General features: G+C 69.3%; 17 protein-coding genes. 12 read left to right on the top strand and 5 right to left on the bottom strand.

Translation table 11 applies throughout. The features are described from left to right. The first annotated feature begins 13 nt into the window (after positions 1-13). The 3 genes from VGV60_04925 to mutM are packed head-to-tail and all read left to right on the top strand — an operon-like array spanning position 14 to position 5,737. On the top strand, positions 14-2,551 hold the full coding sequence (locus VGV60_04925) for a DNA polymerase II (GenBank protein HEV8700597.1): 2,538 nt from the start codon (positions 14-16) through the stop codon (positions 2,549-2,551). Between the two features lie 25 nt (positions 2,552-2,576). Beyond that, positions 2,577-4,883: an aconitate hydratase gene (locus VGV60_04920; GenBank protein HEV8700596.1), complete on the top strand. Its 2,307-nt coding sequence runs from the start codon at positions 2,577-2,579 to the stop codon at positions 4,881-4,883. Positions 4,884-4,915: 32 nt separating this feature from the next. Beyond that, positions 4,916-5,737: a bifunctional DNA-formamidopyrimidine glycosylase/DNA-(apurinic or apyrimidinic site) lyase gene (gene mutM / locus VGV60_04915; protein ID HEV8700595.1), complete on the top strand. Its 822-nt coding sequence runs from the start codon at positions 4,916-4,918 to the stop codon at positions 5,735-5,737. A gap of 25 nt (positions 5,738-5,762) precedes the next feature. Here mutM and VGV60_04910 read toward each other — a convergent pair whose 3' ends face one another. The 3 genes from VGV60_04910 to VGV60_04900 form a co-directional block, all read right to left on the bottom strand. Further along, positions 5,763-8,966 carry a response regulator gene (locus tag VGV60_04910; protein HEV8700594.1) on the bottom strand — a complete coding sequence of 1,068 codons (3,204 nt, stop codon included), beginning with the start codon at positions 8,964-8,966 and terminating at the stop codon, positions 5,763-5,765. 14 nt (positions 8,967-8,980) lie between these two features. Then, entirely contained in the window at positions 8,981-11,194 is a 2,214-nt protein-coding gene (locus tag VGV60_04905; protein HEV8700593.1) for an ATPase, T2SS/T4P/T4SS family, read from the bottom strand. Between the two features lie 168 nt (positions 11,195-11,362). Then, positions 11,363-11,953 carry a cob(I)yrinic acid a,c-diamide adenosyltransferase gene (locus VGV60_04900; GenBank protein HEV8700592.1) on the bottom strand — a complete coding sequence of 197 codons (591 nt, stop codon included), beginning with the start codon at positions 11,951-11,953 and terminating at the stop codon, positions 11,363-11,365. 75 nt (positions 11,954-12,028) lie between these two features. Here VGV60_04900 and VGV60_04895 point away from each other — a divergent pair, with 75 nt between their 5' ends. The 5 genes from VGV60_04895 to VGV60_04875 all read left to right on the top strand — a co-directional run bounded on the left by VGV60_04895 (position 12,029) and on the right by VGV60_04875 (position 17,880). Next, positions 12,029-12,619 (top strand): (2Fe-2S)-binding protein, encoded by a 591-nt coding sequence (locus tag VGV60_04895; GenBank protein HEV8700591.1) that lies wholly within the window; start codon positions 12,029-12,031, stop codon positions 12,617-12,619. Further along, positions 12,603-15,062 (top strand): molybdopterin cofactor-binding domain-containing protein, encoded by a 2,460-nt coding sequence (locus tag VGV60_04890; protein HEV8700590.1) that lies wholly within the window; start codon positions 12,603-12,605, stop codon positions 15,060-15,062. The genes VGV60_04895 and VGV60_04890 overlap by 17 nt, the downstream gene beginning before the upstream one ends. After that, positions 15,059-16,048, top strand: a complete 990-nt coding sequence (locus VGV60_04885; protein HEV8700589.1) for an FAD binding domain-containing protein — start codon at positions 15,059-15,061, stop codon at positions 16,046-16,048. Before VGV60_04890 ends, VGV60_04885 begins: the two co-directional genes overlap by 4 nt. A gap of 117 nt (positions 16,049-16,165) precedes the next feature. Continuing rightward, the gene (locus VGV60_04880) at positions 16,166-17,527 is read left to right on the top strand and encodes an APC family permease (GenBank protein HEV8700588.1); all 1,362 of its coding nucleotides are present in this window, start codon (positions 16,166-16,168) and stop codon (positions 17,525-17,527) included. Positions 17,528-17,676: 149 nt separating this feature from the next. Then, on the top strand, positions 17,677-17,880 hold the full coding sequence (locus VGV60_04875) for a cold shock domain-containing protein (protein ID HEV8700587.1): 204 nt from the start codon (positions 17,677-17,679) through the stop codon (positions 17,878-17,880). Positions 17,881-17,949: 69 nt separating this feature from the next. On the opposite strand, the gene VGV60_04870 is transcribed toward VGV60_04875, so the two are convergent. Beyond that, on the bottom strand, positions 17,950-20,181 hold the full coding sequence (locus tag VGV60_04870; protein ID HEV8700586.1) for a DPP IV N-terminal domain-containing protein: 2,232 nt from the start codon (positions 20,179-20,181) through the stop codon (positions 17,950-17,952). Between the two features lie 176 nt (positions 20,182-20,357). Between VGV60_04870 and VGV60_04865 the strand changes: the two genes are divergently transcribed. From VGV60_04865 to VGV60_04850, 4 genes are all read left to right on the top strand, one after another. Next, entirely contained in the window at positions 20,358-21,287 is a 930-nt protein-coding gene (locus tag VGV60_04865) for a PAS domain-containing protein (protein HEV8700585.1), read from the top strand. Between the two features lie 291 nt (positions 21,288-21,578). Continuing rightward, complete coding sequence (locus tag VGV60_04860) at positions 21,579-22,373, top strand: undecaprenyl-diphosphate phosphatase (GenBank protein HEV8700584.1); 795 nt, start codon at positions 21,579-21,581, stop codon at positions 22,371-22,373. 1 nt (position 22,374) lies between these two features. Beyond that, entirely contained in the window at positions 22,375-24,192 is a 1,818-nt protein-coding gene (locus VGV60_04855) for an APC family permease (GenBank protein ID HEV8700583.1), read from the top strand. A gap of 108 nt (positions 24,193-24,300) precedes the next feature. Then, positions 24,301-24,657 carry a PilZ domain-containing protein gene (locus tag VGV60_04850; protein ID HEV8700582.1) on the top strand — a complete coding sequence of 119 codons (357 nt, stop codon included), beginning with the start codon at positions 24,301-24,303 and terminating at the stop codon, positions 24,655-24,657. Positions 24,658-24,757: 100 nt separating this feature from the next. Here the strand turns inward: VGV60_04850 and VGV60_04845 are convergent, their stop codons facing one another. Continuing rightward, positions 24,758-24,958: a cold-shock protein gene (locus tag VGV60_04845; GenBank protein HEV8700581.1), complete on the bottom strand. Its 201-nt coding sequence runs from the start codon at positions 24,956-24,958 to the stop codon at positions 24,758-24,760. Between the last annotated feature and the right edge of the window lie 212 nt (positions 24,959-25,170).

Below are 25,170 nucleotides of genomic sequence, written 5' to 3'. Positions count from 1 at the left end.
GAGGAGTCGGACGATGAGCCACCAGGGTTTCATCCTGCACCCGACGTACCGGATGGAGGGGGGGCGTCCGGTCGTCCACCTGTTCGGCCGCCTCGAGGACGGGCGGGCGTTTCTGGTCCGCGACCGCCGGCCGGTGCCGCACTTCTTCGTCAGGGAGTCGGACGCGAAGACGGCCGGGGAGCGCGGCGCGGCGCGCCAGACGCCGGCCGGTCTCAGGACGATGCACGGCGAGCCCGTGGTGAAGGTCGAGGTCGACGCTCCCGAGCAGACGCCCCCCCTGCGCGAGGGGCTGCAGCGGGCGGGCGTGCCGGTCTTCGAGGCGGACGTCCGGTTCGCCATGCGCTTCCTGATCGACCGCGGCATCAAGGGAGGGGTGGCGATCGCCGGGGAGGGGCGCCCGGTGGCGGCGCGGGGGGACGCCGCGGGCCCGGCGGCGCCGGCCGGCGCGGCGGGTCACGCGCCGCCGGCGGTGGACGTCGTCTTCGACGACCCCGACGTCGGTCCCTCGGATTTCAGCCCGGGGCCCGGTCTCCTGAAGATCCTGTCGATCGATCTGGAGACCGACCCGCGCGCCGAGACCATCTACTCCGCCGCCCTGGCCGGAACCGGGCTCGAGGAGGTCCTGCTGGCCCTGCCGCAGGACGGCGTGGCCCGCGCCTTCGGCGGCCGCGGTCCAGGGGAGGGAATCGTCGCCTGCGGCGACGAGCAAGGACTTCTGAAGATGCTCTTCGATCGGATGCGCCGGTTCGACTTCGACATCCTGACCGGGTGGAACGTCATCGACTTCGACCTGGAGGTCCTGGTGGCGCGCTCCCGGGCCCTGGGCGTGCCGTTCGAGGTCGGGCGCGCGCCGGGGGCCGTGCGGGTGATCCGCGAGCGCGCCTTCTGGGGGCGATCGCGGGCCGACATCGCCGGCCGCGTCGTTCTGGACGGCATCGAGCTGATGCGCGGCTCCTTCATGAAGCTCGAGGACTATCGTCTCGACACGGCGGCCCGCGCCGTGCTCGGAGAGGGAAAGATCGACCTCGGCCCCTCGGGCCCGGCGGCGACGGGGCGCGGGAAGGCGCAGGCGATCGACCGCACCTTTCACGAGAACCTGCCGCTGTTCGTGGACTACAACCTGGCGGACGCCCGGCTGGTCCTGGCGATCCTGGACAAGACCCGGCTGGTCGAGCTGGCGGTGAGGCGGAGCCTCCTGACCGGCATGCCGCTCGACCGGGTCGGCGCCAGCATCGCCTCGTTCGACTTCCTCTATCTGCACGAGCTCCGCCGCCGCGGCTTCGTGGCGCCGACGGTCGGGGGGGACGCGGAGGCGGCGGCCTCCGGCGCGGCGGCGCCGGGAGCCGGCGTTCCGGAGGAGGCGGCCACGGGCGGGCCGGTCACCGGCGGGGTGGTCATGGGCGGGGCGGTGCTGGACCCGATCCCGGGTCTCTACGAGAACGTCCTGGCGTTCGACTTCAAGAGCCTGTACCCGAGCCTCATCCGCACCTTCAACCTGGACCCGCTGGGGCATGTGACGGCCCCGCGGCCCGAGGACGGCGACGACCTGATCCGCGCCCCGAACGGCGCCCTCTTCCGGCGCGAGCCGGGGATCCTGCCCGGGCTCCTGGAACGCCTGTTTCCGCAACGCGAGGAGGCGAAGCGGCGGGGGGACGCGATCGGCGCGCACGCGGTCAAGATCCTGATGAACTCGTTCTACGGCGTCCTCGCCACGCCGGCCTGCCGCTTCTATTCCCTGCCGGTGGCCAACGCCATCACGCATTTCGGGCAGTGGGTCCTGCACTGGGCGCGCGACCGGATGGAGGGGCTGGGGCACCGCGTCCTGTACGGCGACACGGATTCCCTGTTCGTCGATTCGGGGCTTCGGGGACCCGAGGCCGGCGAGGCGGCGCTCCGGCTGGGGGCGGCGCTGCGCGACCGGATCAACGCCGAGCTGCGCGAGGAGATCCGGAAGGCGCACCGGCTCGAGAGCCAGCTCGAGCTGGAGTTCGAGTCGCTGTTCCTGAAGTTCTTCCTGCCCTCGGTGCGTCACGGCGTGGGGGGCGCCCGCAAGCGCTACGCCGGACTGCTGGCCGCGGAGGCGCCCGGCGGTGAGGGGAGGACGGTCTTCGTCGGCATGGAGGTCGTGCGGCGGGACTGGACCGAGGTGAGCAAGATCTTCCAGCGCGGACTGTTCGAGAGGTTGTTCCACGGCGTCGGGCGGGACGAGGTGCTCGCCTACACGCGCGACTTCGCGCGCGACCTCAAGGAGGGACGCCACGACGAGCACCTGGTGTACCGCAAGGCGCTCCGCAAGGGGCTCGACGAGTACACCTCGACCACGCCGCCCCACGTCAAGGCGGCCCGGCTGGTCGAGGGGAAGGTGGACGGGCTCGTCGAGTACGTCATGACCGCCTCGGGGCCGCAGCCCGCCTCCGCCCGGAACGCGCCGATCGACTACGGCCACTATGTCGAGAAGCAGCTGCGCCCGATCGCCGAGCAGGTCTTCCCCCACCTCGGGCTGTCGTTCGACGAGGCGCTGGGGGAGGCCCGGCAGATGCGGCTCTTCTAATATAATGTCTCCGGAGAAGTCGCCGATGCACCTCATCGACAGCACCCCCGAGTACGTCCAGTCGGTCTACGACCAGATGGAGCGGCGCCTGGCCGCGGTGAAGCGCCGCCTGAACCGGCCGATGACCCTGGCCGAGAAGATCGTCCTGGGCCACCTCGACGAGCCGGACACGCAGGAGCTGGAGCCGGGCAAGAGCTACCTGATGCTCCGGCCGGACCGGGTGGCGATGCAGGACGCCACGGCGCAGATGGCGCTTTTGCAGTTCCTGCAGGCCGGCCGCCCGCGCGTGGCGGTGCCGACCACCGTCCACTGCGACCACCTGATCCAGGCGCGCGCCGGCTCCGCCGCCGACATGACCGACGCCCTGAAGGAGAACGGGGAGGTCTACGAGTTCCTGCGCGCGGCGAGCGCCAAGCACGGCATCGGGTTCTGGGAGCCCGGAGCGGGGATCATCCACCAGGTGGTGCTGGAGAACTACGCCTTCCCGGGCGGCCTCATGATCGGCACCGACTCGCACACTCCCAACGCCGGCGGCCTGGCGATGGCGGCGATCGGCGTCGGCGGGGCCGATGCCGTGGACGTCATGGCCGGGTTCGCCTGGGAGGTGCTGTACCCGACCGTCATCGGAGTGCGCCTTCTCGGCGAGATGTCGGGCTGGACCGCGCCCAAGGACGTCATCCTGAAGGTGCTCGGCATCCTGACCGTCACCGGGGGGACGAACCGGATCGTCGAGTATTTCGGCCCGGGGGCGCGCACCATCTCCTGCACCGGCAAGGGGACGATCACCAACATGGGGGCGGAGCTCGGGGCCACGACCTCGATCTTCCCCTTCGACGACCGCATGGACGCCTACCTGCGCGCCACCGGCCGGGCCCCCCTGGCCGATCTGGCGCGGGCCCGCCCCCACCTCGTGGGGCCCGATGCCGAGGTCGAGGCGGAGCCGAAGGCGTACTTCGAGAGGGTCATCGAGATCGACCTGTCGAGACTGGAGCCGCACCTGGTCGGGCCGCATACGCCCGACCTGGCGCGCCCGGTCTCCGAGATGGCGTCGGCCGTGGGGGAGCACGGCTACCCGGACGACATCTCGGTGGCGCTGGTCGGCTCGTGCACCAACTCGTCGTACGAGGACATCACGCGCGCGGCCGACGTGGCGCTGCAGGCGAGGCATCACGGGGCCCGGATGGCGGTCCCGCTCCTGGTGACGCCGGGGAGCAACCAGATCTTCGAGACGATCAAGAGGGACGACCAGATGGCGGCCCTGGAGGCGGTGGGGGCCACGGTCCTGGCGAACGCCTGCGGCCCGTGCATCGGGCAGTGGCGCCGCGAGGAGATCAAGAAGGGGCAGCGCAACACCATCGTCACGTCGTTCAACCGCAATTTTCCGGGGCGCAACGACGCCAACCCGGAGACCCTGGCGTTCATGGGGAGCCCGGAGATCGTCATGGCCTACGGCCTGGCCGGGCGGCTGTCGTTCAATCCGCTGCGCGACGAGCTGCCGGGGCCCGGGGGGCCGTGGACCCTCAAGCCGCCGGCGAAGGCCCCCGAGATCCCGGAGCGCGGCTTCGTCCTGTCGCGCCAGGGGTTCGTGCCCCCCGCCGACGATCCGGGCTCGGTGGAGCTGCGGGTCGACTCGAACAGCGAGCGGCTCCAGATCCTTCAGGCGTTCGGTCCGACGGCCGACGCCGACTTCGTGGACATGCCGTTGCTTTTCAAGACGAAGGGGAAGACGACGACCGATCACATCTCCCCCGCCGGCTTCTGGCTGCGCTTCCGCGGCCACCTCGACAAGATCAGCGACAACATGTTCACCGGCGCCGTCAACGCCTTCACCGGCGAGCGCGGCAAGACAATGAACCTGATGACCGGCGAGCGCGGCGCCGACGTCCCGAAGGTGGCGCGCGCCTACAAGGCGGCGGGCCGGAAGTGGGTCGTGGTGGGGGACGAGAACTACGGCGAGGGCTCGAGCCGCGAGCACGCCGCGATGTCGCCGCGCTACCTGGGCTGCGCCGCGATCATCGCCCGGTCCTTCGCCCGCATCCACGAGAGCAATCTGAAGAAGCAGGGGGTGCTGCCGCTGGTGTTCGCGGATCCCGCCGCCTACGACCGCGTGCGCGAGACCGACCGGATCACCCTGTCCAACCTGAGCGATCTGGCTCCGGGGGTTCCGGTCGACGCCATCCTGCGGCACGACGACGGGTCGATCGACACCGTCGCGCTCAGGCACAGCCTGAACAACGAGCAGATCGCCTGGTTCCGCGCCGGCTCCGCCCTGAACCTCCTGCGCCGGCAGGAAGGGAACGCCTCCGGCATCGTGGCGCCGCCGCCGGCCTGATCGGGCGCGTTCCGCCACGCTCCGGGTGTCGAATGCCTGAGCTCCCCGAAATCGAGACGATCCGCCGCGGGCTCGGCCCGCTTCTCATCGGCCGTCGCGTCCAGGGGATTGTCGTGCGCGACGATCGGCTGCGCGAGCCGATCAAGAGACGTGGGCTCCTGAGGCTGCGCGGCGCCCGGGTCGAGGCGATCCGCAGGCGCAGCAAGTACCTTCTGCTCGACACCGACGCCGGCCTGACCCTGCTGGTCCACCTGGGCATGACGGGGCAGATCTGGGTCTGTGACGCCGGCCGGCCGCGCCGGCCGCACGAGCACGTGGTTCTCGCGCTCGACGACGGCCGCGAGCTGCGCTACGCCGACACCCGCCGCTTCGGGCTCCTGGAGGTCGTGCGCAGCGACCGGCTCTCCGGCCACCCGCGGCTGAAGGGCCTCGGCCCGGAGCCGCTCGAGGACGGCGTGAATGCGGAACTCCTGTTCCGCGCCGGGAGGGGCCGGGCCAAGCCGGTGAAGAACTTCCTCATGGACACCCGCGCCATCGCGGGCGTGGGGAACATCTATGCCTGCGAGGCGCTCCACCGGGCCGGGATCGGCCCGAGACGGGCGATCGGGCGGATCGGACTTCCGGGCTGGGGGCGGCTGGTCGCCAGCCTGCGGGAGGTCCTGAACGAGGCGATCTCCGCCGGAGGGACGACGCTGCGGGATTTTCTGAACGCGGACGGGGACGCGGGCTACTTCGCGATCTCGCTGCGCGTCTACGACCGGAAGGGGAAGCCGTGCGGGCGGTGCGGCGGTCCGATCCGCCGCATCGTCCAGGCCGGGCGCAGCACCTTCTACTGCCCGGGCTGCCAGCGCTGAGTCCTGCCGGGACGCCGAGCCTGGCTCAGGCCGACCGGCGCCCGGCCGCGCCGCTCGGGCGCTCGGCGTCCAGGGCCTTGCGGACCCGGTCGTACTCCTTCTGAATCGCCGAAAGGCGGAGCCCGGCCTCGTTCAACCTGCCGGCCTTCCCGCATTCCTCAAGGCCGGCGCACATTTCGGACAGCTCGCGTGCACCGAGGGTACCGGAGCTGCCCTTGAGGCTGTGGGCCGCCTTGACCAGCGCTTCCCTGTCCCCTCGAAGGGCTGCGTCGCTCAACGTCGCCAGGCGCGCGGGGGCCTCCTCGAAAAACTTGTCGATGAGCATGGCGAGAAATCCGCCATGCCCCCCGTCGGCCTGCCGCAACTGGCCGAACACTTCCGGATCGAGGGGGTTGCCGGGCCGGCCTTTCTTTTTCTTCCCGGAGCCCGACCTGGATGGGGAAGCGGGCTTCCGATCGGCGGGAGCCTTCCCGTCCGAGGGGGAGCGCGCCGGGCGCGCGGACTGGGAACCGGTGTTGGCCGCCGGCCGCGGCGGGATCCAGCGCTCCAGCGTGGTCTTCAGGTCCTCCATCTTCACGGGCTTGGGGAGATAGTCGTCCATGCCGGTGGCCAGGCACTTCTCGCGGTCGCCGCGCATGGCGTTCGCCGTGGCCGCAACGATCGGCATGTGCCGCCCCGTGATCCTCTCCGCCTCCCGGATGGCCCGGGTCGCTTCGAAGCCGTCCATCTGAGGCATCTGGCAATCCATCAGGATCAGGTCGAAGGGCATCGTGCGAAACGCTTCCAGCGCCTCAGCGCCGTTCGCGGCGACCTCGGCGTGGTAGCCGAGCCGGCGCAGAATCTGGACCGCGACCATCTGGTTCGTCTCGTTGTCGTCCGCTACCAGGACGCGTCTCTGGCCCTGCGCCTTGGCCTCCTTGAGGCTGTGGCGTGTGACCAGCGGGCGCTGGACCGCCTGGCCGCCTGTTGCGACAGCCACCGTGCCGCCCGCCGCGGCCTCGGCCCCGCCGGCCGGGATGCCCGCCGTATCGCCCGTCATGACCGTGGCGATGCAGTCGTAGAGCTGCGACTGCCCCGACGGCTTGGTGAGGTATCCGGCGTAGCCGGCCCGGTGCGCTTCGGCGGCATGGCCCCGGATGCCGATGCTGGTCAGCATGATCAGCCGCAGGTCCGCAAGTCGGCGGTCGGTCTTGATCGCGCGGGCGAGCTGCAGGCCGTCCATCTCGGGCATCTGCATGTCGACGATCGCCAGGTCGTGACGCTGTCCCCTGTTCGCGGCGGCGGCGAGGATCCCCAGCGCCTCACGGCCTCCGGGCGCCTCCTCGGGAATCATTCCCCACGAGCGGGCCTGCTCCATCAAGATCCGGCGGTTCGTGGTGTTGTCGTCCACGACGAGCAGCCGGAGACCGCGCAAGCTCTCGCGCGGCGGTGGCGGGGCCCCGACGGCTCCGGCACGATTCTCGAGCCGCACCGTGAACCAGAACGTGCTCCCCTTGTCCGGCTCGCTCTCGACGCCGATCCGGCCGCCCATCAGCTCGGTGAGCTGGCGGGAGATTGCCAGGCCGAGGCCGGTCCCTCCGAACTTGCGCGTGGTCGATCCCTCGGCCTGCATGAACGGCTGGAACAGGCGATCGCGCGACTCCGCGTCGATGCCGATGCCGGTGTCGGAGACTTCGAAGCGGATGGTCCGGCTCTCCCCCCCCTCCGCGGCCAGCCTGGCGCGCAGGACCACCTCGCCGCTCTGCGTGAACTTGATCGCGTTGCCGACCAGGTTGATCAGGATCTGGCGCAGGCGGCCCGGATCCCCGCGCACCGCACCGGGCACCTCGGGGTGGACCAGGAAGGCGAGCTCCAGCTTCTTGTGGTGAGCCTTTTCGGCGAGGAGATTCACGGCCTCCTGCACCACGGTGTGCAGGTCGAAATCGATCATCTCGATCTCGAGCTTGCCCGCCTCGATCTTGGAGAAGTCGAGGATGTCGTTGACCAGGGTCAGGAGAGCCTCGCCCGATCCACGGAGCATCCGGACGTACTCGCGCTGGTCGGCCGTCAGCTCGGTGTCCATCAGGAGCCCGGTCATGCCGATCACGCCGTTCATCGGCGTTCGGATCTCGTGGCTCATGTTGGCCAGGAACTCCGACTTCGCACGGGTCGCGGCCTCGGCCGCATCACGCGCCTTGCGCGTTTCCCCTTCGATCTGCTTGCGCTCCGTGACGTCCAGGACGCTGCCGATGTGCTCGGTGATCGCGCCCGAGAGGTCGTGGACCACCCCCGATCGGACGTGCGCGACGCGGACGATCCCCTCCGGAGTCTGGTACCGAATCTCGCGGTCGAATGCGCGCCCCTCGCGCGCGCAGGCGCCCCACTCCTCGAACACGCTGGCGCGGTCTTCCGGATGGATCCCCCGGCTCCAGCCGTCCCCGAGGCTCTCCTCCAGGCTCAGTCCCGTCAGGTGCTGCCAGCGTGGGTTGGTATAGACGCACCGTCCGGCCGCATCGGTCTGGAAGATCCCGATCGGTGACGATTCGCTCAATTTGCGGAAACGGTCTTCGCTCTTCCTGAGGTCGGCGGTCCTGGCCTGGACCTGTGTCTCCACGAGGTCGTTCACGCTCTCGAGCTGCGCGCGGCGCCCGGCGATGCCCCGCATCTCCTGGATCCCCTGCAGGCAGGCCGCGATCAGGAATAGGTCCTCGAAGACGACCCACCAGGCGTGCTCGATCGTGCGCCAGATGCTGGCCGACAGGACGCCGTACACCGACTCGGGCCACAGCAGGCCGCGCAGCAGATGATCCAGGGCGACCACCACCGTCGCGGTGATGAGCACGCGCCAGTCGCGGTAGAAGGCCAGGAAGGCCAGGGAGCCGAAGACGATGAAGTGCGTCTCGATCCGGCCGCCGGTGAGATGGATCAGGAGACCGGCAAAGAGCATCTGGCCGATCGCGATGGCGTGCCGGGTGAGGTGGGTCCCGGGTCGCATCAGGGCCAGGGTGATCGGGAAGGCGGAGATGGCGCCGCCGAGCAGGAGGGCAGCCCAGAGGTGGATGTGCAACGTGCTCGAGGTTCCCGCCCACGCGAGGGGTGAAATCAGGAGCGCGACGGCGATCCCTCCAGCCCACTCGGCCGCCAGAAGACCGGCGAACAGGCGATCGGTCCTCCGGATGATCCTGCCGTGGTGCTCGCGAAAGTGGGCGTCGGCGCGGAGGGCAGCCGGTCCGTCGAGGCGGAGCTCCATGGTGTGGGGTGACATCAGCCGCCCGCGGCGCGCCGCGCCCGGGCGCGGCCGAGCAGGGCCTTGATGCGGGCGGCCAGGCGCTTCGGCTCGACCGGCTTGGCGAGGTAGTCATCGGCGCCGATCTCGAGGCCCTTCGACTCGGACTCGACGCTGGTCTCGGAAGTCAGAATGATGATGGCCGCACCGCGCGTCCGGGGATCCTCGCGCAACGCCTTCGTGAGGGCGATCCCGTCCATGCCCGGCATGTTCAGGTCGCTCACCACGACCTCAGGCGTCGCGCTTTGAGCCAGCTTGAGACCGGCGACGCCGTCCTCGGCGACCAGGACCTCGAAGCCCTCGTTTTCCAGGAAGTACTTGATGACCGTGACCACCGTCGGGCTGTCCTCCACGACCAGCACGCGGCACGTGGCGCCGGCGGCCATGGACCCGGTGGCGGACGACTGCGAGGCGGCCGCCGGCGCGGGACGGGACGGTGCCTCCTGGGGGGCGTGCCAGACGCCCGCCCCGGGTTTCGCCTCGTCCGGAGGGGCCACGCGCAGCACTTCCTCGAGGGTCGTCAGGCCCTGGGCCGCCTTGTCGATGCCGTCCTCCATGAGCGATCGCATGCCGGCCCGTCGCCCCGCCTCGCGAAGCTGGTGCTCGGGCGCCCGGCGGCCGATCAGATCGCGGATCTCGTCCGTGACCAGGAGCAGCTCGTGGATCGCCACGCGTCCGCGGTAGCCCGATTGGGCGCACGCGTCGCAGCCTGCGCCGGCCCGCCAGCGGGGCGTTCCGGGCGGCGTCGCCGCCCGGCCGATTTTCTCCAGGGTGTCCGCCGCAGGCGCGGCGTCGCGCGCGCAATCCTGGCAGACCCTCCGGGTCAGCCGCTGGGCCAGGATGCCGCAGACGGAGGAGGCGACCATGAACGGCTCGATACCGAGGTCGATGAGGCGCGAGATCGACGAAGGGGCGTCGTTGGTGTGCAGGGTGCTCAGGATGAGATGCCCTGTCTGGGCCGCCTCCAGCGCGATGCCGGCGGTCTCCTGGTCGCGGATCTCTCCCACCAGGACGATGTTCGGGTCCTGGCGCAGAATGGAGCGCAGGCCGGCGGCGAAGGTCACACCGGCCTTCGTGTTGATCTGCACCTGGTTGATCCCCGCGAGCTGGTACTCGATCGGATCCTCGACCGTGATGATGTTCTTGACCGGGGACTTGACCCAGTTGAGGGAGGCATAGAGCGTCGAGGTCTTGCCGCTGCCCGTGGGGCCCGTGACCAGGATCATCCCCTGGGGACGCGACAGCAGCTCCTGGAACCGTCGCAGATGATCCGCCGAGAACGCCAGCTGGCTCATTTCGATCCGGGCATTGGCGCTGTCCAGGAGACGGATGACGACCTTCTCGCCGAAGTTGGTCGGCAGCGACGAGACGCGCAGGTCGATCTTCCTCTGCTGGACGCGCAGCCGGCTGCGTCCGTCCTGCGGCTTGCGCCGCTCGGCGATGTCCATTCCCGAGATGATCTTCAGCCGCGAGACGACCGACAGCTGCAGGTGCTTCGGGATCTTCAGCACGTCCCTCAGCATCCCGTCCACCCGTTGCCGCACCAGGAGGGAGTCCTCCTGCGGCTCGATGTGGATGTCGCTCGCTCCCGACTTGGCCGCGTCGGTCAGGATCAGGTTCACCAGGCGGACGATCGGCGGCAGGCGCACGTCCTTCGCCAGCTCGGCCGGATCGAGGACCTCGTAGTCCTCTTCGTGCGACGATTCGAGCTCGCCCTCCGGGGCGACATTGGGCATCAGGTCGTACTGCGTGCGGGAATCGGGCACTTCCGGGAAGAGGTCCTTCACCATCTTCATGATGGCGGTTTCGGCGGCCACCGCCGCGACGATCCACTTGCTCGTCCGGAACTCCACGTCCTGGATCGTGGAGTGATCCAGGGGATCGGCCATGGCCAGCCCCAGGGATCGGCCCTGGGCCCCGAGAGGGAGCACCTTCCGCTGGCGGCAGAACGCGGCGGGCAGGCAGAGGTCCGACTCGGCGGGCGGCCCCGTCTCGGCCAGGTCGACGAACTCGAGGCCGAGCCCCTTCGCGACCGCCCGGGCGACGTCGATTTCGGACGCCAGGCCCAGTTCGGACAGGATCCGGCCGATCGATCCGCCATCGCGCGCCTGGATTTCGAGGGCCCTGGCCAGGCCGGCCTCGTCGGCGAGCCCGGACTGCCTGAGAATCTCCTGGATCAGCGGCCGCTTCATCGATCCGCTCCTGTCGTGAGAATCTCCGAACCAAGAATCCGTGTCGCCACGCGGCGGTCGAAGACGAGCCTGTCCGAGTCAGCCATCGTCAATATAGGCCTGCGGATCGGAACGTCCAACGGAGGGGCGGGAACGCCGCGGGCGCGGCGTGGGGAGGGCCGTGAGCGATTACGTTTTCGTGTCCGTGTCTCCGCCAGGAACCCACAGGACGTCGGCCCGGCCGCCGTCGTTGGCGCGGCGCGCCATCACGAACAGGAGGTCGGACAGCCGGTTCAGATAGATGATCACTCGGGGATTCACACGATCCTGGCGCTCCAGGGCCACGACCCGCCTCTCGGCGCGTCGACAGACGGTGCGCGCCAGGTGCAGCCAGGCGGAGGCCGGGCTCCCTCCGGGGAGGACGAAGCTCCTCAAAGGCCGGAGACCGCCGTTGAAGCGATCGATGGCCTCCTCGAGGGGCCTCACGTGCGCCGCCGTGATCCGCAGCGCCCGCCGGGCCGTCTTCCCGCCGTTTCCCCGCTTCTCGGGCACGCACAGGTCGGCGCCGACGTCGAACAGATCGTTCTGGATGCGCTTCAGCAGATCGGCCCCTTCGAGGTCGAGTCCCGCCGCAATCGCCAGGCCGAGCGCCGCGTTCAGCTCGTCCACCGTTCCGAACGCCTCGACGCGACGGTGGTCCTTGGCGACGCGCCGCCCGTCACCGAGCGCGGTCGTCCCTTTGTCGCCGGTCTTCGTGTAAATCCTCGACAGCAGCACCATGGCGGCGATCCTAGCATCGACTGGACACTTGACACGGCCCGGGGCGGATGTTCTGATCACCCGATGGCCCGCACTGTGAAACCTCACCGTCGGCGGACCCCCCGCAAGGCCCCGGCCCGCGCGCCGGGGGCCGGATCGGCCGCCTCCAGAGACAAGGCGCACCTGCGCCTGCGCGTCAACGGCGAGATCCTTGAGGTCGCCTGCGCGCCGCACAAGACGCTCCTGGAGGTCGTGCGCGAGGATCTCGGTCTGACCGGGACGAAGCACGGCTGCGAGCTGGGGGAGTGCGGCACCTGCACCGTTCTCGTCGACGGAAGGCCGCAGCTCTCCTGTCTCGTCCTGGCGCTGGAATGCGAGGATCGGCCGATCGTCACGGTGGAGGGGCTCGCCGACGGGCCCCGGCCGCATCCGCTTCAGACCGCCTTCGCCGAGCTGGGCGCCGCGCAGTGCGGCTACTGCACGCCCGGCATTCTCTGCGCCGCCTCGGCGCTTCTCGACGAGAGGCCGGAGCCGACGCGCCAGGAGATCAGGGAGGCGCTGTCGGGCAACCTGTGCCGCTGCACGGGCTACATCAAGATCTTCGAGGCGGTCGAGCTGGCCGCCCGCCGCCTGCGGGATCCCCAGGCGCATCCGTCGGAGGAGACCCTCTATGGCCGGCGCGTCTAAAGGCCCGAACGGCGCGGCAACCCGGCAGGGGAGCCGCGACCTGCGCGTCGTCGGGACGCCGGTCCGCAAGGTGGACGGGCTGTCGAAGTGCGCGGGCGTCACGAAATTCGCGGACGACATCGTCCTGCCGCGCATGCTGTTCTGCAAGCTGCTCCGCGCCCCCGTGCCGCACGCGCGGATCGTGCGCGTCGACACCGACAAGGCCCGGACGATGCCGGGGGTCGTCGCCATCCTGACGGGCGCCGAGCTGCCGATCCCGTTCGGCATCCTGCCGGTGAGCCAGGACGAGCACGCCCTCTGTCCCGACCTCGTGCGCTTCGTGGGCGATCCGGTGGCCGCCGTGGCGGCCGTCGACGAAGACGCGGCGTTCGACGCCATGAACGCCATCGCCGTCGAGTACGAGCCCCTGAAGCCGGTGATGTCGATCGAGCAGGCGATCGCCACGCCGTCGCCGCGCATCCACGATTATGGCGACGAGGGGAACATCCACAAGAAGGTGGCCCTCGAATTCGGCGACGTCGACCGCGGCTTCCGCGAGGCGGACGAGATCTTCGAGGACGTCCTGTTCTACGAAGGAAGCACGCACCTGCCGATGGAGCAGCATGCGGCCGTCGCGGCGGTCGACCCGGACGGCAAGCTGACGGTCTGGTCGAGCACGCAGACCCCGCACTATGTCCACCGGGCCCTGGCGAAGGTGCTCCAGATGTCTCCGGCGCACGTCCGGGTGATCGCCTGCCCCAACGGCGGCGGCTTCGGCGGGAAGAGCGATCCGTTCAACCACGAGATCGTCGTCGCCCGGCTCGCCCTCATGACCGGCCGGCCGGTGAAGATCACGCTGACACGCGAAGAGGTCTTCTACTGCCACCGCGGGCGCCACCCGGTCCTGATGCGGATCAGGACCGGCGTGTCACGCAACGGCCGGATCAAGGCGATGGACTTCACGAGCGTGCTCGACGGGGGCGGCTACGGGTCGTACGGAGTCGCCAGCACGTATTACACCGGGGCGCTGCAGACGGTGACCTACGCGATCGACAGCTACGCGTTCAGGGGCGCGCGCGTCTTCACCAACAAGCCGCCGTGCGGTCCGAAGCGGGGGCACGGCACCCCGCAGCCGCGCTTCGCCCTCGAAGTCCAGATGGACAAGATCGCCGAGAGGCTCCAGATCGATCCCGCCGACCTGCGGCTCAGGCACCTGGTCCCCCCGGACTCGCTCACGGCCAACTTCATGCGCGTCGGCTCGATGGGGCTCGGGAAGTGCATCGAGGCCGTCGTCGACGGCTCCGGCTGGAAGGGGAAGTTCGGCCGCCTGCCGCACGGCAAGGGGGTGGGGCTCGCCTGCTCGTCATACATCTGCGGCGCGGGGCTGCCGATCTACTGGAACAGCATGCCGCACACGGGCGTGCAGCTCAAGCTCGATCGCGGCGGCGGGGTCACCGCGTTCTGCGGCGAGATCGACATCGGGCAGGGGTCGGACACGGTCCTGGCGCAGGTCGTGGCCGAGGTGCTCGGCATAGACCCCTACGACATCCGCGTCGTCTTCGGCGACACCGACCTGACGCCGGTCGACCTCGGCTCCTACAGCAGCCGCGTCACCCTGATGATGGGGAACGCCGCCATCCAGGCGGCGGAGCGCGCCCGGGAGCTGCTGGCGAAGGCCGCGGCCGAGAAGCTCGGCGTGCCGGCCGAGCAGGTCGGCTTCGGCGGAAGGCGCGTGTTCGATGTCTCGGACCCGGGGCGCGGCCTCGCCTTCGCGGAGGCGGTGGTCCTGGCCGAGGCGAGGTTCGGCACCCTGGGCACGGTCGGCTCGTACACGCCGCCCCCCTCGGCCGCGCGCTACAAGGGGGCGGGCGTCGGCCCGTCCCCCGCCTACTCGTACAGCGCCGCCGTCGTGGAGCTGGACGTCGATCCGCGCACCGGCTGGATCACGGTCGAGCGCGTCCACCTGGCCCACGACGTCGGGCGGTGCATCAATCCCGTCCTGGTGGTCGGCCAGATCGAGGGGAGCGTCTACATGGGCCTCGGCGAGGCGCTCATGGAGGAGCACGTCTTCAGGGGCAACCGGAACGGCGTGCACAAGAACCCGTCGCTCCTCGAGTACAAGAGCCCGACGACCATGGAAATGCCGGACGTCGTCTCCTACATCATCGAGGACCCCGATCCGAACGGGCCGTTCGGCGCCAAGGAGGTCGGCCAGGGGCCGCTCCTGCCGATCGCCCCGGCGGTGGTGAACGCCGTGCACGACGCCGTCGGCGTGCGGATCGACGAGGTGCCGGTCACGCCGGAGAAGATCCTCAGGGCGCTCGACTCCCCCGCGAAACGCATCGGACCGAGAGGCGTGCCGGCCCTCCGCTGGCCCGAGCCGATTCGGGTGGCGACGCCGTGGGAGGGGGGCGCCGGGCGGCCGGTGGAGACGGCCCCGGCGAACCAGGGGACGCGGCGATGATGCGGCTCCCGAAGTTCCGGTATTACGCTCCCGGCGGCGTGGCGGAGGCGGCGGCGATCCTGCACGGAGAGGGGCCCCTGGCCATGGTCGTCGCCGGGGGCACCGACCTCTATCCCAACATGAAGCGACGCCACCAGAGCCCCCGGGTCGTGATCGGCCTCAGGAAGATCGACCGGCTGCGCGGGATCCGGGGGACGCCGGAGCGCGGCGTCTGGATCGGCCCGGGCACGACCCTGACCGATCTGGAGGAGAGCCCCCTCCTCCGCCGGGACTATCCGGGACTGTGGGAGGCCATCCATTCGATCTCCACCCCGATCCTGCGGAACATGGGGACGATCGGCGGCAACGTCTGTCTCGACACTCGCTGCAACTACTACAACCAGAACTACGAGTGGCGCCGCGCGATCAACTTCTGCATGAAGTGTGACGGCACGATCTGCTGGGTGGCCCCCGGGAGCGACATCTGCCTCGCCGTGAACTCGAGCGACACCGCCCCTGTCCTGTGCGCCTACGGCGCGCGCTTTCACCTGGCGTCCAGGAAAGGGGAGCGGACCCTCGAGGCCCGGGAGTTCTACCATCGCGACGGCATCCGCTACATGACCAAGCGTGCCGACGAGATTCTCACCGGGATCACCCTGCCCCCGGGCGCCGCGCGCCTCCGCTCGGTCTACCGGAAGCTCCGCCGCCGCGAGGCGTTCGACTTCCCGGTCCTCGGCGTGGCCGCCTGCGTCCGTCTCGAGAAGGGAGTGGTCGCCGACGCCCGCCTCTGGCTCGGCGCCGTCTCGATGTCCCCCGTCGAGGCGGCCGGCTCCCAGGCCGCCCTCACCGGCCGGCCGCTCACCGACGAGTCGATCGAGGAGGCCGCCCGGCTCGCCTATCCCCTCGCCAAGCCGGTGGACAACACCGACTTCGGGCTCCGCTGGCGCAAGGAGATGACCCTCCACTTCGTACGCCAGGCGCTCTCGGCCCTCCGACAGGGCAACTGAGGCCTTCTCACGCCCTGGGGACCGCAAAAAAGTATTCCCCCTCCATCCCGATTCGAAAAGTCAGCCCTTCGCGCGCCGCTTGACCGGACGTCGGGGGTTCGCCTAGAGTCGCGCGCCATGACGAACGGCGCAGCGCACCCGAGGAAGGCGACCACCTTCCATCTCGTCTTCATGACGTACTCCGTGATTTGCAGCGGGGCGTACGGCCTGGAGGAGATGATCTCGGGGTCGGGGCCGGGCATCGCCCTTCTGACGCTGGTGGTCCTGCCGTTCGTGTGGGCCGTGCCGATCGCCCTGGCCTGCGCGGAGCTGTCGGCGCGTTATCCGGTGGAAGGGGGGTATTACCGCTGGGCCCGGATGGCGTTCGGCGATTTCACGGGGTACATGGCGGGGTGGCTCGTCTGGCTGGCGAACATCGCGACCAACGGGACCTTCGCGGTCCTGTTCGCCAACTACCTGAAGTACTGGTACCCGGACCTGCCGTCTTTCTGGCACTGGGTGGTGGCGGCGGCGGTGGTGTGGGTAACGGTCCTCCTGAACTGGTGGGGCATCCGGCTGGTCGGCACCACCAGCGTCGTCCTGACGGTCTTGATTTTCTTTCCCTTCCTCGGCATCACCCTGCTGGGCCTGGCGCACTTCGACCACAACCCGCTGGTGCCGTTCGTGAACCCGGAGAGGGGGCCCCTCTCGGCGTTCGCGGCGGGGCTCGGAATCGCCATCTGGCTGTACTCCGGATTCGAGAAGCTCACGACGAACGCCGGCGAAGTCGAGCGGCCGTCCCGCGCCTTTCCGATCGCCCTGGCGATCGCCGTGCCGATGGCGGCCGGCAGCTACATCATCCCGACGTTCGCGGCCCTGGCGGGCCACGGGCACTGGAGCGAGTGGGGGGAATCGTATTTCTCGGTCGCGGCGCACGCGCTCGGCGGACCGGCGCTCGGCGCGGCGATGGCGGCGGGGGGGCTGGTCAGCAGCATGTGCCTCCTGATGGTCACGACTCTCGGACAGTCGAGACTGCCGATGGTCCTGGCGGAGGACGGGCTCTTCCCGCGCGTCTTCGCGCGCCGGCACCCGCGGTTCGAGACGCCGACCGTGTCGCTGGTCGTGGGCGGGGTCGCCCTCAGCCTCCTGGTCCTGGTCCGGTTCTCCTACCTGGCGGGGATGTTCTCCCTCGTGCAGGTCCTGGCGTACCTCCTGATCTTCGCGGCCCTCCTGCGCCTGCGATCGCACGCCCCGCGGGCGGAGTCCCCCCCGGACGCGCTTCCGGAAGAGGCGCCGTTCCGGATCCCTCTCGGCACGGCCGGCCTGGCGCTGATGACGGTGCCGAGCCTGATCCTGTCCGGCATGGTCATCGTCGAGAGCATCTGGCCCGCCGGCGTATTCGACAAACGGCAGGCGTTGGTCGACCTCCTGGTCTTCGCCTCGGGACCCCTCACCTACGTCCTGTTCAGGATGACGGGGCGGGGACCGAATATGCCGTAGGGGCATTTTCTTCTAAAGGGTCTAGACAGGAGCGGCTGGATTGGGGACAATGCACGGATTCATGGGACAACCGGTATGCAGTGGTCTGTGAACAACCGCTTTCGCGGTAGCGGCGATCGGCGGTCCCACTATTTTGGAGGTCGAGTCAGATGCCCAAGGGTAAGGTGAAGTGGTTCAACGACAGCAAGGGTTACGGTTTCATCACACCGGACGACGGCGGCAAGGATGTCTTCGTCCACCACACTGCGATCCAGGCGCAGGGGTTCCGCTCCCTCGCTGAGGGGGACGCCGTGGAGTTCGAGATCGAGCAGGGACAGAAGGGCCCGGCCGCCGCGAACGTCCGGAAGATCTGACCTCGACGCTCCAGCTGCTGTCCTTAAGGAAGGGCCGCTCCGCAAGGGGCGGCCCTTTTCATGTCCGGCCTACCTGAGGGTGCGATCGAAGAACTCGACGAGGCGCGTTTCCAGGTACGTCCGGTCCTTCTCCCCGCGCGGCAGGTGCCGCTCGTCCGGGAAGATGAGCAGGTCGTACCGCTTCTGGGCCGAGTTGAGGGCGTTGATGAGGCGCGCGGTGTGGCGGAAATGCACGTTCTCGTCCGCCATCCCATGGACGATCAGGAGCTTCCCCTTCAGCAGGGGAGCGAGGGGCAGGAGCGAGCTGTCGCGGTAGCCGGCGGAGTTCTCCTGGGGCTTCCCCATGTAGCGCTCGGTGTAGTGCGTATCGTAGCCGTCCCAGTCGGCCACCGGCGCACCGGCGACCGCGGCCTTGAAGAGGTCCGGCGCCTTCAGGAGGCAGCGCGCCGCCATGTACCCGCCGTACGACCACCCGTAGATGCCGATCCGCTCCCCGTCCACGTAAGGCAGGCGGGCGAGCCAGCGCGCCCCGGCGATCTGATCCTCCACCTCGACCGACCCGAGCCGGCGATCGAGGGCGGTCTCGAACGCCTGGCCGCGGCGTGGTGTGCCGCGATTGTCGAGCCGGAAGACGATGAATCCGTGCCGGGCGAGATACTGGGCGCGCAGGTCCTGCGTCAGCTCCCAGGAATCCTTGACCGTCTGTGCCGTCGGCCCGCCGTAGACGCGCACGATGGCCGGGTACTTCCGGCCCTTCTCGAGGGTCCGCGGCCTGTAGATCGCGCCGTGCAGGACGGTGCCGCCTTCGACTTGGAGCGTGACGAGCTCCGGTGGCGCGAGGCCGAGCGCCCTGGGCTCGGGATCGGCGTTTTCATCGAGCACGCGCACCTGCCGGCCGGAACCGTCCTTGAGCAGGACGCGCGGGGGCATGGCGGCGCTGTCGTGCACGTCGACGAAATGCCGGCCGTCGAGCGAGAAGGTGGCCTGGTGCCATCCCGTCTCGGGCGTCACCCGTTCGACGGGCCCGCCCTCGAGCCTTGTCTTGAAGATGGGCCGCTCCAGCGGGCCGTCCTTGGCGCCGGAGAAGTAGACGACCCCGTCCTTCTCGTCCACTCCGTCCAGGGCATCCACCGGCCAGTCTCCCGAGGTCAGGCGGCGGACGAGCGCCCCGTCCCGTGCCCGCAGCTCGAGGCGCCTGAATCCGGCCGACTCCGCCGACCAGAGAAACCGCCCGTCGCTCAAGGGGCGCAGGTCATTGTGGAGCTCGACCCAGGTGTCGGAGCGGTCCTCCAGGAGAAGCGCGGCGCGTCCGGTTGGGGCATCGACGCGCCACAGCTTCAGGCTCTTCTGGTCGCGGCTCTGGACCTGGACCAGCAGCGTTCCGTCCTCGTCCCAGCGCACGCGCGCAAGGTAGACATCCCCCCCGCCGTCCGGCAGGCGGACCCAGACGGTCTTGCCTCCCGACGCGGGGACGATGCCGAGCCTGACCCGGGCGTTCGGACCTCCTGCGAAGGGGTAGCGCGACGATTCGACTTCCGGCGCGTCCTTGCCCTGGTGCACGATCGGGTAGACGGAAATACCGGTCTCGTCCACTTCGGTGTAGGCGATCAGGAGTCCATCGGACGACCACCAGAACCCGGACGATCGGTCCATCTCCTCCTGGGCGATGTACTCGGCGACTCCGTGAAACAGGCCGTCGCGCGCCCCCTCCGTCAGAGAGATCTCCCGGCGTGTGGCCAGGTCGAGGACGCGCAGATCTCCGTCGCGGGCGTACGCCAGGCGCGTGCCGTCCGGGGAAAGCTGGGGGTCGATTTCGGACGCCTCGGTCTCCGTCAGGCGGAGCGGCTCCCGCCCCGGTTGGACGAGGTACACGTCGCCGAGCCAGTCGAACACGGCCACGTCGGCCTTCGCCGCCAGGCGATAGAGGGTGATCCCCTTGTCCTGGATCCTGAGTCGCTCGCGGCGGAGGATCTCCTCGGGGGTGAGTCCGGATTCGGACAGGGAGCTGGCCTGCGGCGGCCGGGCGATGACCTCGCGGATGCCGCTCGCCACGTCCTCCCTGAAGAGCACCCGGGCCGCCCCGGTCCCCTCGAGTCCCAGGAAATAGAGGTAGCGCCCATCGTGGCCGAACCGGAAAGTCCCCGGGATGCGAATTCCCGGCGGCGGGTATCTGGCGACGCGTTCGAGGGTCAGCGGGTCGTGGGGATCGACCTCACGGGATCGTCTCCTCAGGTCTCCGGGGGCGGAGCCGGCGGCGAGGGCCAGCGCGATGGTGGCGAGAATCAACGGGTTCGGTCCCACATGTCACCTCATGATCCGGCTCGTCCGGGGGTCCGTCGACGCGCCGGGGGGCCACCCGTATAGGCCGAATGGCGGAGCGGAGTCAACTGAGGCTCATTTCGGCGAAGATTGGGTGTTGACACCGTGAACATACCATCCTAAATAGGTGGAGGCAGAAAGGGGAGGGAGCCTTCCGGATGCCGCAGCAGGCAAATCGGAAGCATCAGGATGGACTGCGCCGTCACAACGAGCAGTTGACACGTCTGTGCCGGCTCACGGCGGACGTGGCGCGTCTTGGCGACGAGCGGACCACCCTCAAGAAGATCGTCAACACCGCCGCGAGCCTGATCGGGGTCGCGGGGGCCCACATCGCCCTCGTCGACCGGAACGAGAAGGAGCTCTACGGGGTCATCAGCTCCGGACGCCACCCGCACGATGCCCCGCGCCTGAAGTTCCAGCTCTCCCAGGCGGGCGGGGCGCAGCAGGCCCTGAAGTCGTGCCGTCCGGTCGCCATCCGGAACGCCGACGATGACGCCCGGGTCAACCCCCGCGCCCGCGACATCATGGCGATCCGGGGGGTCGCCTACCTGCCCCTCATGAGCGGCAGGGAGAGCTTCGGCCTCCTGATCCTGATCACCCGGCGCCCGCACTCATGGACGTCGCGCGAGCTCGACCTGGCGCGGCACTTCGCCAACCTGTCCTCGGTGGCGCTCGAGAACTCGCGCCTGATGGCGCAGCTCGCCGAGACCGAGGCCCGACTGCGCAGCCTGATCGAGCACATTCCGGCCATCATCTATCTGTGCGACGTCGATCCCCCCTATCGCACGCGATACATCAGCCCCCAGGCCGCGTCCATGCTGGGCTATTCCGAGGAGGAGTGGACGCGCGACCGGGATTTCTTCATGAAGATCCTCCATCCCGACGACGCGGGCCAGCTCATCCAGCTCGGTGAGGAGGCGATCCGCAAGAAAGGCATCGCCACCTCCGAATACCGCCTCCTCGACCGGCAGGGGGAGGTGCGCTGGTTCCGCGACGAAACGGTCCTCGTGCGCGACCCCTCCGGGAATCCCGTCGGCTGGCACGGCGTCCTGGTCGAGATCACCGGACTCAAGAAGACCTATCACTGAACCGAACTTCTGAAACACTACCAGCGCCGAGTTGCGGGCCAGGGCGGGCCATCCTCGAACGCGATGGAGGCAGGAGGCAGGGCGGGTGGAGGCATGCCCTGGCTCAGGTGGCGGGGGGGCAGCGTTTCGCGGCGATTTCGAGCCGCGCCATGCGCGAGAGTGGGACTCGCGGCGTCCTTCGCGAGCGAGCATGAGCCGCGAGGCGCTGCCCCCCGCCACCCGAGACGAGGGGGTGGCTCCATCCGCCCCGCCGCTTGCAACGTCCAACGGGCTGGGGTAGTCTCCGCCGCCATGGGCTTCATCGGAATCGCGGTCCTGCTCGGGATTGTCGAGGGCCTGACCGAATTCCTGCCGGTCTCCTCGACGGGGCACCTGATCGTCGCGGGCCACCTGCTCGGCTTCACGGGGGAGACGGCCGAGACCTTCGAGATCTTCATCCAGCTCGGGGCCATCCTGGCGGTCGTCGTCCTGGAGCGGGAGAGGTTCCTGGCCCTCCTGAGCCTCCGCGGGCAGGGTGGGTTCTCGGGGCCGAGGGGGTGCGCGCTGCTCCTGACCACGACGCTTCCGGCGCTTCTGGCGGGGGCCCTGCTGCACGACTGGATCCGCGCTCATCTGTTCGGGCCGGTCACCGTGGCCTGGGCGCTCTTCGGCGGTGGGATCGCCATCCTCCTGGTGGAGCGGTTCCGTCCCGAGGCTTCGGTATCGAGCGTCGACGGCATCGGATTCAGGCTCGCGCTCCTCATCGGGCTCGTCCAGTGCCTGTCGATGTGGCCCGGCGTGTCGCGCTCCGGCGCGACGATCGTGGCCGGGCTCCTCTGCGGGTTGGAGAGAAGGACGGCGGCCCATTACTCGTTCCTGGCGGCCGTGCCGGTGATGGCGGCGGCGACGCTCTACGATCTGATGAAGAGCTGGTCCCACCTGGGGGGCCAGGACCTCGTCCCCTTCGCGATCGGGTTCGCGGTCGCGTTCGCCTCGGCCTACGTGGCCATGCGGTCGTTCATCGCCCTTCTCGGGCGCTTCACGCTGAAGCCCTTCGCGTGGTATCGGATCGCCATCGCCCCGGCGGTCTATCTCCTGGTCAAGTGAGATGAGCTGGAAGCGCTGGCTTCTCGGGACGCCACTCGAGACCGAGCGGTTCCATGAGGAGCGCCTGAGCATCCCGATCGCGCTCGCCGTCTTCTCCTCCGACGTTTTGTCGTCGGTCGCTTACGCGACCGAGGAGATCCTGCTCGTCCTGAGCCTGGCCGGCCTCGCGGCCCTGAACTACTCCATCCCGATCTCGGGACTGATCGTCCTCCTGCTGGTCATCGTGATCGTTTCCTACCGGCAGACCATCCACGCCTACCCGATGGGGGGCGGCTCGTACAGCGTGGCGCGCGAGAACCTGGGGACGCTGTGGGGGCTGATCGCGGCGGCGGCGCTCCTGCTCGACTACGTCCTGACGGTCGCCGTCTCGACCGTCGCCGGCGTGGCGGCCGTGACCTCGGCCCTCCCCGGGCTGCTGCACCACAGAGTCGCCGTGGGTCTCCTCTTCCTGTTCATCCTGGTCGTCGGCAACCTGCGCGGCCTGCGCCAGTCGGGACGGATCTTCGCGCTGCCGACCTACATGTTCATCTTCGCAATGACTGCGATGGTGGTCACCGGCCTCGTCCGCGCGTTTCTAGGATACCCGCCGGTCGAGGCACCCGCGGCCGTCCTGCCCCAGACCTCGAACGCGCTGACGTTGTTCCTGCTGATGCGCGCCTTCTCGGCCGGGTGCGCCGCGCTCACCGGCATCGAGGCGGTGAGCAACGGCGTCCAGGCCTTCCGCAAGCCCGAATCGCGGAACGCCGCGACCACCATGATGATCATGGCGGTCATCCTGGGGTCGTTTTTCCTCGCGACGTCCTTCCTGGCCCACGCGTACCTCGTGGTACCCGGGGCCGGCCAGACGGTGGTGTCCCAGCTCGGGCGGGTGGTCTTCGGAACCGGGCCCATGTACTACCTGCTGCAGACGGCGACCGCGATGGTCCTGCTGGTCGCCGCGAACACGTCGTTCGCCGACTTCCCGCGCCTGTCGTCGATCCTCGCCCGGGACCGCTTCCTGCCCCGCCAGCTCGCCAATCTGGGGGACCGCCTGGTCTACTCCAACGGCATCCTGATCCTGGCGGGATCGGCCGGGCTCCTGATCATCCTGTTCGGCGGCGACACGCACGCCCTGATCCCGCTCTACGCGGTCGGCGTGTTCCTGGCATTCACGCTGTCCCAGTCGGGCATGGTCGCCCGGCACCTGCGGGAAAAGGGGCCGCGCTACCGCCTGCACGCCGCGATCAACGCGGCCGGGGCGATGGCCACCGGGGCCGCTCTTCTGGTGATCTCGGTGACCAAGTTCACCCACGGCGCCTGGATCGTGATCCTCCTGATCCCGCTGTTCGTCTTCTTCTTCCTCAGGACCCACCGGCACTACTTCTACGTCCGCCAGCAGCTGTCGCTCCGCGAAATCGATCCGGAACGGCCGCTGCGCCACACCGCCATCGTGCCGATCTCCGCCGTCAATCGCGCCACCGTGTACGCCATCCGGTACGCGAAATCGATTGCCCACGAGGTCGAGGCGGTGCACGTCGCCATCGACGCAGAGAAGACCGAGCAGATCCGCCAGCAGTGGAAGACCTGGGGGGGCGGCGTGCCGCTCAAGGTCCTCGAGTCGCCCTACCGATCGATCGTCCAGCCGCTCGTCGACCACATCGACGACCTCATGCACGGACGCCGGCGCAACGAGATGGTCACCGTCGTCCTCCCGGAGTTCGTCACCGCCCATTGGTGGGAGGGGCTGTTCCACAACCAGTCGGCCTTCCTAGTGAAGGGGGCGCTCCTGTTCCGCCCGGGGGTGGTGGTCACGAGCATCCCGTTCCATTTTTCGCGCTAGGAGCCCGGGAGCCCGAGCGGGCACGCGGACAGGCCCGCGTGGAGCGCGCTGGTGGTATTATCGCGAGGTTGGCCGGAGCACGGGTGCCGGGCGCCTGCCCGAGGAGCCATGAGCGACGCCGAGAAAAGGAAGAACCACCGCTTCATGGCGCTCCTGGAGGTCCGCGTCCTGCCGGGCGAGCGGATACCCCCGGATCTCAAGCTGATGACGCTGGACATCGCCACCGGCGGCGCCCGCTGCGCATCCAACCGGCCGCTCGACGCGGATCTTCCGATCAAGCTCACCGTGACCCTCATCGGCGGCGACCTGCGCGGGCCGGCCACGATGGACATCGAGGCGGCCGTCCTGAGGACCACGGAGAAGCCCGGCGCCATCGAGAGCCGCCGCTACGAGATCGCGATCCGGTTCACCCACGTCGAGGCCGAGGACAAGAGGCGCCTGCAAAGCTACCTCAACAGCCTCTGAGGTCCCCAAAATGCAAAAGCCCCGGAGGCTTGCACCTCCGGGGCCCTGCTGGTCAGTGGTCCTGGTCGCCCAGGGCGACGCGGACCACCCGCGAGTCCGGTCAGGCCGGCTTGACGTTCGAGGCCTGCGGACCCTTCGTTCCCTGGGTCACCTCGAACTCCACAGCCTGTCCTTCCTCGAGCGAGCGGTAGCCGCTACCCTCGATGGCGGAAAAATGGACGAAGACGTCCTTGCCACCCTCGATCTCGATGAAGCCGTACCCCTTGCTGTTGTTGAACCACTTGACACGACCATTTGCCACGAGCCTTCCCTCCACCTCTTTTCAGAGGCCAGTGCACCGGAACACCACGTTCCGGGGTGGAAGCTTCGGTCCTGCCGAACACTAAAAAAGCCCCGAGGGGAGTCGTGCGTCCCTGGGGCTCTTTCCTAAGTCCAACCAGAAACCTCACTTCCTACAAGGAGGAAGAGTAAAGGATACCGGCCCGGATGTCAAGCGGTAATTCGCCCGGGAGG

It is taken from the genome of Candidatus Polarisedimenticolia bacterium (genome assembly GCA_036001465.1).
In the GTDB taxonomy this organism is placed as follows: domain Bacteria; phylum Acidobacteriota; class Polarisedimenticolia; order Gp22-AA2; family Gp22-AA2; genus Gp22-AA3.
The sequence above is the reverse complement of the archived record's forward strand: the minus strand, read 5'-3'. Positions and strand labels throughout refer to the sequence as shown.